Here is a 14,994-nt window from a genome sequence, read left to right on the forward strand (position 1 = left end):
ATGATTAACGAAAATATCAATGTTGCCTTAATAGGAAATCCTAATGTAGGGAAAACTTCTGTTTTTAACCAATTAACTGGTTTAAACCAACAAGTGGGGAATTATCCTGGAATTACTGTTGAAAAAAAGATTGGTTTTTGTAAATTACCAAATAATATTAAGGCAAACATCCTTGATTTACCAGGAACTTACAGTCTTAATGCCAGCTCAATTGATGAGAATGTCGTTATTGAATTACTACTTAATAAAAATGACAAATTATATCCAGATGTTGCACTTGTAGTAACAGATGTTGAAAACTTAAAGAGAAACTTACTCCTTTTTACACAAATAAAAGACCTTGAAATCCCAACTATTCTTGTCATCAACATGGCCGATAGAATGGAACAAAAAGGAATAACGCTAGACATTCCTTATCTTGAAGAGCATTTAAAAACCAAAATCTCCTTGGTAAGTTCTCGTAAAGGATTTGGAATTGCAGAATTAAAAAAACAAATCATCACTTACAAAACTATTTCTAGCGAACCCTGCTTGAATGCTTCTGTGATTGATCCCGAATATTTTGACAGTTTGCGCAAAGCTTTCCCTAGTCAATTACTATATAAATTGTGGTTGGTAATCACACAAGATGTTAATTTCTTAAATCTAGAACGAAAAGAAATTCAAAGCTCTTTTACAAAATCACATTCAGATTTAAAGCGTTTACAGCAGAAAGAAACAATTAAAAGATACCAATTCATCAATGATGTCCTAAAGGTTGGATTAAAGGTAGATATCGCTATTGCTAAAGATTTCCGTAGCAAACTTGATCGTGTTCTTACGCACAAGGTTTGGGGCTACGCCATCTTCTTTGCCATCTTGTTTATAATTTTCCAGTCCATATTCGAATGGTCAAAAATTCCGATGGATTTTATCGATAGTACTTTTGCTAATTTAAGTTCACTAGCTTCAAAGAATTTACCCGAAGGAGTTTTTACCAGCTTACTATCCGAAGGAATAATTCCCGGAATTGGCGGTATTTTAATCTTTATACCTCAAATCGCATTCCTGTTTTTATTTATTTCGATACTAGAAGAAAGTGGTTATATGAGTCGCGTGGTATTTTTAATGGATAAAATAATGCGCAAATTTGGGCTGTCTGGTAAGAGCGTTGTGCCTTTGATATCGGGAACGGCTTGTGCCATACCTGCAATTATGGCCACCCGTAACATCGAAAATTGGAAAGAACGTTTGATTACGATACTTGTTACACCATTTACTACATGCTCGGCTAGATTACCCGTATATGCTATTATAATTGCACTGGTTATTCCAGATAATTATGTATTAGGGTTTTTGAATTTACAAGGCCTTACTTTAATGTTACTCTATCTATTAGGATTTGGAATGGCAATATTTTCTGCTTATGTACTGAATAAAATCATGAAAATTAAAGGCAAAACATTTTTTGTAGTTGAAATGCCAAATTACAAATTGCCGATGTTTAAAAATGTTGCCATCAATGTGATCGAAAAAACCAAAGCGTTTGTATTTGGTGCTGGAAAAATAATTCTAGCCATCTCTATCATTTTATGGTTCTTGGCCTCTTATGGTCCAGGGAAAAATTTCAATAATGCCGATACGATTCAACGCTCAAAAGTAGAGAATAAAGGTATTGAGGAAAGTGAGATGAGTAATAAAATAGCATCTTTTAAACTAGAGAATTCCTATATTGGAATTATGGGGAAAACGATAGAACCAGTGATTTCTCCTCTAGGATACGACTGGAAAATCGGAATTGCAATTATAAGCTCATTTGCAGCTAGAGAAGTATTTGTAGGAACATTGGCAACTATTTACAGTGTAGGTGGCTCTGACAATGAAGATACAATCAAAAACAAAATGGGAGCAGAAATTAATCCTATTACGGGTAAAAAAGTATTTAATTTTGCTTCAGGAATTTCTTTGCTATTATTTTATGCTTTTGCCTTACAGTGCGCTAGTACACTAGCGATTACCAAAAAAGAAACAAACTCATGGAAATGGCCAGTTGGTCAATTAATTTTTATGAGCGGCTTTGCTTATGTGGTTGCATTAATAGCTTTTCAACTTTTAAAATAAATTATTATGCAGGAAATATTAGCTTTTACAGCTTTGGGATTTGCAGTAGCTTTCATAATAAAGAAGTTTTTCTTAAAGAAGAAGAAAAAGAAAGGGTCAAAAAGCTGTGGAACAGATGACGACTGTGGTTGCCATTAATTTTAAAAAAATAGCTACAAATTAGCCTCAATCTTTTCTACTACATCTTCCACCCTTATCGTTCGCATAGCATCTTCATATCCGGCTACAATTTTATTACCATAAACCGATGTAGGTAAAAGCGGATATTGTTTTCGATCGGAAATTATAGCATTATTTTCATGTTGGTTAAACGGTGCAAATCCTGCATAAGGATGCGTTGCACCCCATAGTGTAATTACCTTTACGCCGAGCATAGCAGCTATATGTGCGTTACCTGAATCCATAGATAACATCACATTTAAATTACTGATTAATTGCAGCTCCTCTTGAAATTTAATTTTTCCAGCAATATTGATAACGTTACTTTTACCGACCGCGATAGAATTTAAAACTGCCATTTCATTTTTTCCTCCACCAAAAAGCAGAATAGTGTTTTGATTATTTTCCGCTAATGTATTAACAACTTCTTGCATAAGGTCTTGAGGATAGACTTTTGCATTGTATTGAGCAAATGGAGCAATTCCAATTAGAATCTTACCTTGTCCTATTAGATTTAAAATACCAACGCTTAAAGTAGCTTTTTCGGGAAAAACTGTTGCTGACAAATCAACATTATATCCCAATTTTTTAAAAACTAACTGGTGATTTTCGAACATTGTAGGCAGGGGCTCAAAAACTTTATCAATTGCACGAGTTAATTTTTTCTTTCCCTCTCGCCCTTTTATAACAGCGGCTACTTTCTTTCCGCTTATAGCAAATAGATTTCGCACTATCTTAGAGCGAAGTACATTGTGCAAGTCAGCAAACGCATCTACTTTTAATATTCGTAATTCTCGATAAAGTCGTATTAGGCCAAGAAACCCTTTATGTTTTTCTTTTTCATCGAAAGCAAAGAAATTAAGATTCGGAATACCTTCAAAAAACGGCTTAAAAAACGGACGTGAAACAACCGTTAATCTAACATTTGGATGTTGAGCAACCAATGCTCGTAAAACAGGAACCGTCATGGCGACATCTCCCATTGCGGATAGTCTCATGACGGCTATATGAGTTGCTGTATCTGACACGTGATTGAATTATTTTTTTCCGTGATATAAGATAGGATTCAATTCATCATCGTTGTACATTTTCATTTGTTTGTACACTTTCATAAATTTATCTCCATTCTCTATATCTGTCAATAAATCATCAATCGCAGTAGACAAATCAGTTCTTTGCTCTAAAAGAATATTTAATTTTTCTTGACATTTGTCTCTATGATCTTGAGAAGCTTCTACTCGTGTAGCCTCTTCTTGCATATGATAAATTTTTAATGCTAAGATAGAAAGTCTATCAAATGCCCAAGCTGGACTCTCTGAGTTAATTTTTGCATCAACCTTAGACTCTACTTTACTGTATTTTTGTAAAAAATAGCCATCAATATATTCAACCATGTCGGTGCGTTCTTGATTTGAAGCATCAATTTTACGCTTTAATGTCAATGCTGCGACAGGATCAATATTGGGGTCACGAATGATGTCTTCGTAATGCCACTGTACTGTATCGATCCAATTTTTCAAATAAAGCAAATGCTCAAATTGATCCTTTGGAAAAGGATTATTTATTGGTTGATTAACATCATCAAATTCATGATAATCTTTAATACTTTGTTCGAAAACAGAATAAGCTAGTTTTGAAAACATATCTTTATATTTAATAGTAGCAAAGATACTTTTTATACATTTATAAAAAAATTACATTTCAACTTTCTGTCTCAATTAAAAAAACCACTATTAGCTATGAAAATTCATCATTTATCAGCCAAGAATACGATCATGAATCAATTTTTAGGAGAAATAAGAAATGTCGCTATTCATACTGACAGAATGCGTTTTCGCCGGAATATTGAACGTATTGGAGAAATCATGGCTTATGAGATAAGTAAAGAATTGGAATATACAGCTATAGACATCCAGACACCACTGGGTATAAAACAAACTAGTAAGATCAAACATCCCATAGTTATTACTTCTATATTAAGAGCAGGACTACCCTTTCATCAAGGGTTTTTGAATATTTTTGATAATGCAGAAAACGGTTTTATTTCGGCCGCTCGTTATCATTCTAATGCAGATGATGCTTTTGAAATCAAAGTAGAATATGAGGCTATAGCAGATATAACTTCTAAATATGTAGTAATAGCTGACCCTATGCTTGCAACAGGGCAATCTATTGTTGCAGTGTTTAACAAAGTTATTGAGAAAGGTTATCCAAAAGAAATTCATCTCGCCGTTGTTATAGCAGCTCCAGAAGGAATAGCACATCTTGAAAAAGAACTGCCCGAAAACTGTCATCTCTGGATTGCTTCATTAGATGAGAAACTTGATGACCGCTTTTACATCGTTCCTGGACTTGGTGATGCGGGTGATCTTGCTTATGGCCCTAAATTATAATTGACTAAAAAACATAATCACACTACAAAGTAGTAAGACTGCTAGCACAAGTTCTTGTTTCAGTTTTAATTGAGGAATTTCGATATGATTGGTTGCCATAATAGCCAATGGAGCAATGGTAAATACTAGCAAATCATTACTCTTATTTGGCGAAATTATAAATATAAGTACCCCAATAAAAAAAGAAGCTATAATTTTTTTATATGTCGCATGAGTGATTACCGGCTTAGACGGAAAAGTCGCCGTGATCGAAATCACGAAAAACAATGCAATAGTTGCGTAAATTGATAAAGCAGCATTCTGATAATTATTTGTAAAATAATCAATAGAAAAACTTGTCGAAACACTTTTATCAAGATAATCCAGAACATTTATATCAAATAGAATAGAGAAAACTAGAAATAGAATGGTAGAAGCAAATAGTGCAATAAAAGGCAAAAACCAATTTCTATAATCTCTAGCTACGTGAAATACGATTGAAATAAATACCAGCGCCAGATAAAGAATACACCAAAAGTGAAATAATGATGCAACAAATATCCATAATGATGCGTCAAATATTTTTTCTTTTGAAGCTTTTAAGGAATGTAATGAGATCAATCTTCTAATTGCTAATAAAACGAAGAGATTTGCAATTACCAAATTTGTACTATCCCACAGCGTTGGAAAGAAGATAAAAAACAACAGGTAAAACAATATAGTATACGAACTGTCTTTTGAGATACCATTTTTCTTGGTAATAAAATTGGTAATAAATATAGAAGCCGTCACTACAAGCAATACTCCTACCTTTTCTACCACTGAAAAGGTTGAATTTACCCAAGAAATATCTTGGATTTGATAGGCAAAAAAGAAAACCAGTATTAAAATAACTACCAATGAAAAATTTAATGGTGTAGATTTTCTAAAAACGCTTGTAATCATAAGGATATTTTATACTTTTGTGACTGTAAATATAATACTTGTTTAAAAAGGAAAGGGTCAAGTTAAAAAGATTCTTCTAAAAAACATATTTGCCACCCATTAATTAAACAAAAAATATAATTTTAACGATATGAAAGCATTTTTCGAAGGAATTCAATACCTATTTGTAGATATTTTATTTGCACCATTAGATTTTTTACGTTCATTAGAACTAGCAAGTTGGTTTGGAGCTAACACTATCAACTGGATTTTCATGCTGATTTGTGCTGCTGCAATGGTATATTGGATTAAGCAATTAAGAATATTTGATGAGGCAGGTACAGAAAATCAAGATACTACTGCTCATTCATTTTTAAAATAAAAGTCAAAGAAGCCATTCTGATCTAGTGAATGACTAATTGAAAAACGCATCAAAATTCGATTAAAATTATTTTTACTCGAATTTTGATGCGTTTTTTTGTTCGAACATCAAGTAACTTAAAACTCTCAATTTCAAATTATGAGCTAATTGATTGACATTAAACAAAAACGGCTACCTGAAAGTTTCAGATAGCCGTTTTTGTTTTTATGATTATTTACTATTAGTTTTTCAAATCTTTAATAACTTTGAAAGCTACATCAACTTGTTCCTCACTTACCAATATTGTAAATTCATTTGAGGTAGAAATCACTTCATTGATAATAATTCCTTCCCACGCCAAGCGCTGAAAAATAAAATAGTAAATCCCTGGAATGATAATATTTTCTTTTGGCAACTTTACAGTTATAGAGGCTAAATTATCTAGTTTTTGAAGTAATTTTTCGTTTACAAAGTGCTTATCAACAAGCGCATTAACACTGTTACTCACTACAATATTAATCTCATTTACACCTCGTGAAGACGTATAAAAGACATCGGGAAATGCATTAATATCTGATATCAATTCGGCTTGCTTGTTTAATACTGTTTCAGAAACCGCAAAAGCGTAATCTGTCAAAGCAGATCGAACTGTAATTTCACCTATATTTTTAATTACCTTATTAATCTTATGATTTAGTCGAAAATCAAGCTCCTCTGTCAATCGCTTTAGAGACATTACAACAGCTCCTTGCTTTACTTCTTTCCCAAATTCACTTTCTAATTCAGACATGATGTTCCTAGACAGCGAAGTCAAATTAATAATTCCTAGAGATAAAGCGTTCAATAAAAATGGCTTTGTCTTAATGTAATTCTCTACAATTGACGATACAGTTTTCATAATCGATATAGGTATTTATACTTAGTTTTTGCAGTTGTTTTTTTGTTTTGTCTCTCAAAAACCTATGCAAAGATATATAAAAAACAATTTGTTACAAATATAACAACATAAAATTTAACCTAAAAATGATAAAAAGCATCTGTAATATGTTCTATTACAAAGGAATTAGCTTCTTTGTGAATCGAAATCACGTCAAAACGAACGTCGACATCGAGATTTTTTGCGCATACGTATTCGTCGATAGCCCTTGTAAGTAGTCTAATTTTCTTGGAGTTAACCGCATCAATTGGTAAACCAATTTCGAGCGAAGAACGTGTCTTTACTTCGACCACGACAAGGAAGTTTTTTATGGTGCAAACTATATCGATTTCGGCTTTTTCAAATCGCCAATTTGTGTCCAAAATGGCATATCCGTTTTCTTTTAGAAAATCTACAGCCATTTCTTCCCCTAATTTACCTAATTCATTGTGCGCCGCCATATCAAATATTGAATTAGAATTTTAAAAAAACTAAGTAGAAAAACTAAGTAACCAAATTTCTACGAAACTAATTAAAAATTACGGTCGATTTGGAAGCAGTCACATCTATTGAAACAGTATTTCCCATAATCAAAGTACGATTGTCATGAATGTGTCCTGCAGGGAAATTATAAATAATAGGAATGTTATACTGCTTGGTGACCTCTTGAATTATCTCTAATGCATTTTTTCCCCATGGAATATCATTATCCTTCATACTACTCATTGCTCCAACCACTATTCCCTTGATACTTTCTAGACAACCGTTACGTTTTAGGTTCATCATCATACGATCTACATGATATAAGTATTCGTCTAAGTCTTCGATAAAGAGAATTTTATCTGTACAATCTATAGCAGATGGCGACCCAAATAAACTGTATAAGATGGAAAGGTTCCCTCCCACTAGCTCACCGCTAGCAGTTCCTAATCTGTTCATCGGGTCTGAACTTATTTCATACGATAGCTTCTCGCCAAAAAGTGCCAATCGTAAACTTTCTACAGCCTCCTTGGTAGCTCTAGGAATACTTATCGGCATAACGCCATGAATCGATTTGAACCCCATCGTATTTAGGTGATTGTGCAATACAGTAACATCGCTAAAACCAATCACCCATTTTGGACTCGCTTTGAATTTGGTAAAGTCTAGTAAATCAACCATACGAACAGTACCGTAACCACCGCGTACACACCAAATGGCTTTGATACTGGGATTATCTAATTGAGTTTGAAAATCTGCTGCGCGTTCTTCATCACTACCAGCCAATTGATTTTGCTCTAAACCAATTGTTTTTCCAATCACAACTTCAAGCCCCCAACTTTTTAATAAGTTAATGGTAGGTTTCAGATTATCAACAGTATTTTTTCGAGCAGTAGACACAATTGCTATTGTATCTCCTTTTTGCAAGTAAGCAGGTGTAATCATAATATTTTGTGATTGGCAATTAAATGATATTAGAATAAAAATTAAAAGTACAAAATTGCACCTTTGAACAGAGGCTTTTGAAAAATAAAAAATAGAGGTCATAGAAAGTTGAAAATAAAAATCTTGATAGCTATACAATCAGTTAAAACAAAGATACGTTTTTTTTAAAATTGGAAATCGCATTATAGTAATTCGTATTTTTACTACACTAATCTGCTTAAAATGAAAATTTTACTAGTCCTGCTGTGCTGCTACGCCTCCTTATGTATCGCCCAACCTAAAAAATATAGCATTCACACGGTTGCTTTTTACAATTTTGAGAATTTATTTGACACTATAAACAATCCGCTAACAAATGATGACGAATGGACGCCAAAGGGACTTCAACATTGGGATTCTAAAAAATATTACAAAAAGCTTCATAATCTGTCCCAAGTTTTGGCAGAGATAGGAATGGGCGAAAATAGCAACTCCCCTACTTTAATTGGATGTTCAGAGATTGAAAACAGATCTGTACTTGAAGATTTGGTCAAGCAGCCATTGATAATCGAGAAAGATTATGGTATTATCCATTATGATTCGCCAGACAAACGCGGTATAGATGTGGCTTTACTTTATCAAAAAAAGCATTTTAAACCTACTTCTTACACCAATATTCCGCTGATAATTTACAGTAAAGATAAAAAAGCAACAACTGTTAAAACAGAAAGCTTTTCTGAAGATGAACCAGAAATTGCTTATGACAATCAACGCATCTTTACTCGCGATCAATTACTGGTAACGGGTTTTCTTGAAGATCAAGAAGTACACATAATTGTCAATCACTGGCCTTCACGTTCTGGTGGCGAAAAAAAGTCAAGCCCTTTGCGTGAAGCAGCAGGAGCATTAAATCTTAAAATTATTGACTCCTTGCAGAGAATAAATCCAAGTGCAAAAATAATAACATTAGGAGATTTGAATGATGGCCCTTATAATAACAGCGTCAAAAAAGTATTGAATGCCAAATCAAAAAAATTAGAAGTCCCTGCTTTAGGAATTTTCAACCCATTTGAATCGATGGCCAATCAAGGTTTGGGTACTATAGCTTACAGAGATTCTTGGGATATTTTTGATCAAATTATGGTAACTCATTCTCTTATTCAAAGTGACTACAAACAATTTCAATTCTGGAAAGCTGGCATCTATAATAAACCTTTTCTCATTCAAACTTCGGGGTCTTATAAAGGATACCCCAAAAGACATTCTGCGACAGAAATTGGGTATAGTGACCATTTTCCAGTTTATATTTATTTGATAAAAGAGATACGATAATGAGTTAGGATTTTATCGGCAATCACATCATGTATGATAAATGGTAACGAAAAATTTTTAGGAGCTTTTTTTACCTCAAAAAATCATGCTGTGAATGACTAAACTCTTCCCGAAGCTTCGGCATTATGAAGAGCTACAAACATATAACCGATATTTGTCAGAACCATGGTAGATCACCCCAACTTTCGAAGAAAATACTTTTTAGTATCTTAGCAGAACAAACAATATTCAAAATTATAATGGCAACAGCACCTACATCATTCGACATACAACAAGTACTTTTTCAATTAGGTATAAAACCTGTAAATCTTGGGACCTCAACAGGGATTGAACGTTTTTCAACAGGCGAACTTTTTGACAGCTATTCTCCCGTAAATGGACAATTGATCGCCAAAGTATATGCTACTACGGCAGCAGATTATGAGCAAGTAATGGAGGCGGCAACAGAAGCTTTTACTTTTTTTAGAACTGTACCTGCTCCAAAGCGAGGTGAAATGGTGCGATTGTTTGGGGACAAACTCAGAAAAAATAAAGAAGCTTTGGGTAAATTGGTTTCATATGAAATGGGTAAATCATTGCAAGAAGGTTATGGCGAAGTTCAAGAGATGATTGATATCTGCGATTTTGCAGTGGGGCTTTCACGCCAGTTGCATGGACTCACAATGCACTCAGAGCGACCGAGCCACCGTATGTATGAGCAATACCATCCGTTGGGTGTCGTTGGAATTATTTCAGCTTTTAATTTCCCTGTTGCTGTATGGGCGTGGAATACAGCACTAGCATGGATTTGTGGAGATGTTTGCGTATGGAAACCCTCTGAAAAAACACCACTTTGTGGAGTTGCATGCCAAAATATAATTAGAGAAGTAATTCAAGAAAATGATTTACCAGAAGGTATATCATGCCTAATTAATGGTGATTATAAAGTAGGAGAAATGATGTCGCAAGATAGTAGAATTCCATTACTATCTGCAACTGGCTCTACTCGCATGGGTAAATCTGTGGCCCAAACAGTAGCTGCACGATTGGGTAAAACACTATTAGAGCTAGGTGGTAATAATGCTATTATTGTAACTCCCGAAGCTGATTTGAAAATGACAATAATTGGTGCTGTTTTTGGCGCTGTAGGAACGGCAGGACAGCGTTGTACCTCAACAAGAAGATTGATCGTGCATGAAAGTATGTATGACAAGGTGAAACATGCTCTAATTGATGCCTACAAACAACTTAGAATTGGAAATCCATTGGACGAAAATAATCATGTTGGACCCATTATAGATAAAGATTCTGTGGCACAATATCTTCAAACACTAGACGCAGTTGTCGCAGAAGGCGGAAAATTACTGATTCCCGGTGGTGTTCTATCCGGCGAAGGTTATGAAAGCGGATGTTATGTGCAACCTGCCATTGCCGAAGTTGAAAACGCTTATGCTATTGTACAGAAAGAAACTTTTGCTCCTATTCTTTACCTTATAAAATACAATGGCGATCTACCAAATGCTATAGCATTGCAAAACGGAGTAGTGCAAGGACTTTCATCTGCGATTATGACCAATAATCTTCGCGAAGCCGAACTGTTCTTATCTACTTTAGGATCTGATTGCGGAATTGCAAATGTTAATATCGGAACATCTGGAGCAGAAATTGGTGGCGCATTTGGTGGCGAGAAAGAAACAGGTGGCGGAAGAGAGTCAGGCTCTGATGCGTGGAAAGTTTACATGCGCAGACAAACCAATACAATTAATTATAGTTCAAGTTTACCGCTAGCACAGGGGATCAAATTTGATTTAAATTAAATATTCTTTACAAGGTCTTGATTTGCATAAGCTAAATCAAGACCTTATTGTTTAATTTTATTTATTTTCGAAAATAAAACAAACAACTACTCGGATTAGCACATAAGAATATATTTAATGCACTATTTCTTCAATACTTCTCTACCCCTATCCCTACTTATTTTGTGCCTAATTATTATGAGATGTAGTTTAAAAAGTGAATAACCACTGACAATATTAAATCACAATTAAGGGGTTTTATTAATTATAGTTATAGCAAAAAATATATTTCCTCAATACTACAGTAATTCCATTCATTATCATAATGTTAAAACAAGCTTTGTTTGTTAACAAAACAATAATTATTCATTATAAATTTTTAACATTTAGAATTTGGATTGTATAGTGTTAAACTTCAATTGAGCGGTCCTAGGGCACATAAAGTTAAAAAAATTTTGCTAAAAGCCTATTTGGACTGAATTTAAACTTATCTACCTGTTTATGTTATAAAATTAATTGTTATGTTTGTGTTAAATGATTAACTAAAATTAACAATTATGAAACAAAATTATTTAATTGTTTTATTGTTTTTTGCGGGTCTATTTATGACATATTCCCAAAGTATAACAGTAAAAGGTATCGTTAAAGATAACAATGGTATTCCGACACCAGGGGTGAATATTTTGGTGAAAAACACCAAGATTGTTTTTGTAACCGGAATTGATGGCGATTTTCAGGGAAAAGCAGAGGTAGGCAACACTCTCGTAATTTCCTCAATTGGTTTTGAAACCAAAGAAGTGAAAGTTACCGGACCATCACTAACTATTGTTCTTAATGAAAGTTCTCAAATGCTAAATGAAGTTACCGTAACAGGTGCTTTGGGTATTACTCGTGCTAAGTCATCATTAGGTTATTCCACGCAAAGTATAAGTGGGGCGGATATTGCAGACACTCAGAGAGAGAATTTTGTTAATTCGATGCAGGGTAGAATAGCTGGATTAACTGTGACTAGTACTTCTGGTTCGCCAGGATCTTCGGCATCTGTGCAACTTAGAGGAGTGAATTCTATGAGTGGTAATAATTCACCTTTATTTGTAGTTGATGGTTTACCTATTAATAATTCAACCCTAGATCAGGGATTGTTAATTTCGAATGGTCCAAATAGAGATACCGATTATACCAATCGTGGCGCAGATATTAATCCCGAAGACATAGAATCTGTTACAGTTCTTAAAGGTCCCGAAGCAGCTGCTTTGTATGGTATTGATGCAGGAAATGGAGCCATTATTATTACAACCAAAAAAGGTAAGAACGGTAAAGGCACATTGACCTATTCAACCGATTTAAGACTAGATGAAGTATATCGTTTTCCAGACACACAAAGGGTGTATCAAAGAGGATCAAACGGAATTTCAGAAGATAATTACCGTAGAGCTTTTGGAGAAGCGTATGCGCCCGGAACTGTACTCTATGACAATATTGACAATTTTTTCCAAACCGGTGTAAAACAAATGAACTCCCTAACGTTTGATGCGGGTAGTGAAACTGCAACTTACCGTTTGTCTATGGCAAACTTGAGCCAAACAGGAGTTGTTCCTAATTCTGAATACAACAGATTAAATTTAGCATTAAGTGGAACTGCAAAAATATCTAGCAAATTAAAAGCAGAAGCTTCTTTCTCTTACATCAAATCTGACAATGATAAAGCTTCTAAAGGAGCAGGTGGTTTTCTTTTAAATTTATTAACCTTCCCTGCAAATGAAGATGTTCGTAATTATCTTAATGCCGATGGCACTCGAAGAACTATTACCGACGGAACATTGGATACTGAAATTGACAATCCATTATTTGAGGTAAATAAAAACAGAAGCAACGATAAAAACAGCCGCATGCTATCTAATGTTTCTTTGACCTATGATCCTCTGTCTTGGCTAAACTTCACTGGCCGTTTTGGTATTGATGCTAACTCTACTAGAGGATACAAATCGGTTCATCCTGAATCTGCAAGAAGTGCTACTGGAATTGGTTCTGGAACAGGAATCAGTACTGGTGGATATTTTGAACAATATGTAGATCAAACTACTAATTATAACTTTTTAGGATTTGCAACCGCCAAAAAGTCTATCGGGAAATTTAACGGACTTCTTCGTTTAGGACTTGCCCGAACAGATAATAATTACACCATTCTATCTACCAAAGGGGAGAAGTTCTTTCAAACAAATGAAATGAATATCAATAATACAGACCAACTTACTCAACGATCTCAGGAGCGTATTATTCCAAGACGCGTTGATGGAGTTTTTGGAGAATTCACACTTGATTATGACAAAGTAGTTACACTATCCCTTACAGGTAGAAATGACGTATCATCTACATTACCTAGAGCAAATAACTCCTTTTTCTATCCATCCTCTTCATTGAGTTTTGTGTTCACAGAATTAAATGCTTTAAAAGGTGGTAACTTTTTATCTTATGGAAAATTGAGAGCTTCATATGCACAAGTGGCGAATGATGCCAAACCATTATCTATCATCCCTTCTTATGAAGTAAAAGCAACTACTGGTGGTGGTTTTGGCTATTCGGTGACTGGAGCAAATTCAAATTTAAAAGCTGAAAGAGTAAACTCTACAGAGTTTGGTACAGAATTACGCTTCTTTAGAAATAAGCTAAGTTTAGACGTTAACGTATACCAAAAAAGAACAGATGACTTGATCATCAACAATATGCGTTTAAGTTATGGTACAGGGTATGTGCTATCTGCCTTTAACTTTGGTTCTGTACAAAATCGCGGACTTGAAATCACACTTACAGCCGCACCAATAAAAACCAAAGACTTCAGTTGGGATGTTTTATTTAATTTCACAAAAACTGACAGCGAATTACTAAGTCTTCCTTCGACATTACCTGAATACTATACTTCTGACACTTGGTTATATGGAAATGTGAGGGGTGGTACAAGAGTCGGTTCACCTCTTACGACTTTTACGGGATACACCAATTTAAAAAATGATAATGGTGATATATTAATCAATCCTTTAAACGGTCAACCGCTTAGAGACCAAACATTCCCTATTGTAGGAGATAGAAATCCTGATTTTATGATTGGATTTCAAAACAGTTTCACCTATAAAAATTTTAAATTATCATTTTTACTAGACATTCGTAAAGGTGGAGATGTTTACAATGGAACTGCAGCTTACCTCACTGCTGTAGGATATAGCACTAAAACGCTAGATCGCGAACAACCATTGGTACTGGATGGAGTATTACAGGACGGTTTAGAAAATTCTGCTACACCAACAAAAAATAATATTTTGGTAACTCCTTACTACCAAAACGAACTTTACACTGCAAATAGTGTAGATTCAGATTTTATCGAAAGAGATATCAACTGGTTAAGATTCCGTGATATAACACTGAACTACCGAATGCCTTCAGAGGTATTAAGTAAAACAAGGTTATTCACAAGCCTTTCTATGTATATCACTATTACCGATGCCTTTATGATTACCAATTATACAGGTGCAGATCCTGCCGTAAATGGTTTAAATGCTAGTTCAGGTGGTGCTGGAGGTACAGGATTTGATTATGGGGTACTTTCTACACCAAGAGGATTTAATATCGGATTTAGATTTGGACTTTAATACATTC

The 14,994-nt window shown here is 34.3% G+C and carries 13 protein-coding genes; 7 read left to right on the top strand and 6 right to left on the bottom strand.

Features of this window, described 5'->3' with window-relative positions; translation table 11 throughout:
- A complete protein-coding gene (gene feoB, locus LXH21_RS05015) occupies positions 1-2,100 on the top strand; it encodes a ferrous iron transport protein B (RefSeq protein ID WP_239863147.1) in 2,100 nt (699 codons plus the stop codon).
- 6 nt (positions 2,101-2,106) lie between these two features.
- Positions 2,107-2,238, top strand: coding sequence for a FeoB-associated Cys-rich membrane protein (locus LXH21_RS05020; protein WP_239863149.1), 132 nt, complete (start codon positions 2,107-2,109; stop codon positions 2,236-2,238).
- Positions 2,239-2,252: 14 nt separating this feature from the next.
- Here LXH21_RS05020 and LXH21_RS05025 read toward each other — a convergent pair whose 3' ends face one another.
- On the bottom strand, positions 2,253-3,257 hold the full coding sequence (locus LXH21_RS05025) for a glycosyltransferase family 9 protein (RefSeq protein WP_239863151.1): 1,005 nt from the start codon (positions 3,255-3,257) through the stop codon (positions 2,253-2,255).
- Between the two features lie 39 nt (positions 3,258-3,296).
- Positions 3,297-3,902: a DUF4254 domain-containing protein gene (locus LXH21_RS05030; protein WP_239863152.1), complete on the bottom strand. Its 606-nt coding sequence runs from the start codon at positions 3,900-3,902 to the stop codon at positions 3,297-3,299.
- A gap of 96 nt (positions 3,903-3,998) precedes the next feature.
- Between LXH21_RS05030 and upp the strand changes: the two genes are divergently transcribed.
- Positions 3,999-4,652 (top strand): uracil phosphoribosyltransferase, encoded by a 654-nt coding sequence (gene upp / locus LXH21_RS05035; protein WP_239863153.1) that lies wholly within the window; start codon positions 3,999-4,001, stop codon positions 4,650-4,652.
- On the opposite strand, the gene LXH21_RS05040 is transcribed toward upp, so the two are convergent.
- Positions 4,647-5,576: a DUF6427 family protein gene (locus tag LXH21_RS05040; protein ID WP_239863154.1), complete on the bottom strand. Its 930-nt coding sequence runs from the start codon at positions 5,574-5,576 to the stop codon at positions 4,647-4,649. The two genes, upp and LXH21_RS05040, sit on opposite strands and share 6 nt — an antisense overlap.
- Before the next feature lie 130 nt (positions 5,577-5,706).
- On the opposite strand from LXH21_RS05040, the gene LXH21_RS05045 reads away from it, so the two are divergent.
- Complete coding sequence (locus LXH21_RS05045) at positions 5,707-5,937, top strand: DUF6341 family protein (protein ID WP_239863155.1); 231 nt, start codon at positions 5,707-5,709, stop codon at positions 5,935-5,937.
- Positions 5,938-6,157: 220 nt separating this feature from the next.
- Here LXH21_RS05045 and LXH21_RS05050 read toward each other — a convergent pair whose 3' ends face one another.
- The 3 genes from LXH21_RS05050 to LXH21_RS05060 all read right to left on the bottom strand — a co-directional run bounded on the left by LXH21_RS05050 (position 6,158) and on the right by LXH21_RS05060 (position 8,257).
- Entirely contained in the window at positions 6,158-6,814 is a 657-nt protein-coding gene (locus LXH21_RS05050; protein ID WP_239863156.1) for an aspartate kinase, read from the bottom strand.
- A 119-nt stretch (positions 6,815-6,933) separates the two neighbouring features.
- Positions 6,934-7,293 (bottom strand): YraN family protein, encoded by a 360-nt coding sequence (locus tag LXH21_RS05055; protein WP_239863157.1) that lies wholly within the window; start codon positions 7,291-7,293, stop codon positions 6,934-6,936.
- Positions 7,294-7,360: 67 nt separating this feature from the next.
- Complete coding sequence (locus LXH21_RS05060; protein WP_239863158.1) at positions 7,361-8,257, bottom strand: S66 peptidase family protein; 897 nt, start codon at positions 8,255-8,257, stop codon at positions 7,361-7,363.
- A gap of 222 nt (positions 8,258-8,479) precedes the next feature.
- Between LXH21_RS05060 and LXH21_RS05065 the strand changes: the two genes are divergently transcribed.
- From LXH21_RS05065 to LXH21_RS05075, 3 genes are all read left to right on the top strand, one after another.
- Positions 8,480-9,568 carry an endonuclease/exonuclease/phosphatase family protein gene (locus LXH21_RS05065; RefSeq protein WP_239863159.1) on the top strand — a complete coding sequence of 363 codons (1,089 nt, stop codon included), beginning with the start codon at positions 8,480-8,482 and terminating at the stop codon, positions 9,566-9,568.
- Between the two features lie 239 nt (positions 9,569-9,807).
- A complete protein-coding gene (gene amaB / locus LXH21_RS05070; protein WP_239863160.1) occupies positions 9,808-11,364 on the top strand; it encodes an L-piperidine-6-carboxylate dehydrogenase in 1,557 nt (518 codons plus the stop codon).
- Positions 11,365-11,900: 536 nt separating this feature from the next.
- Entirely contained in the window at positions 11,901-14,987 is a 3,087-nt protein-coding gene (locus tag LXH21_RS05075; protein ID WP_239863161.1) for a SusC/RagA family TonB-linked outer membrane protein, read from the top strand.
- Positions 14,988-14,994: the final 7 nt, after the last annotated feature.

The organism is Flavobacterium algicola, assembly GCF_022399565.1.
Lineage (GTDB): Bacteria > Bacteroidota > Bacteroidia > Flavobacteriales > Flavobacteriaceae > Flavobacterium > Flavobacterium algicola.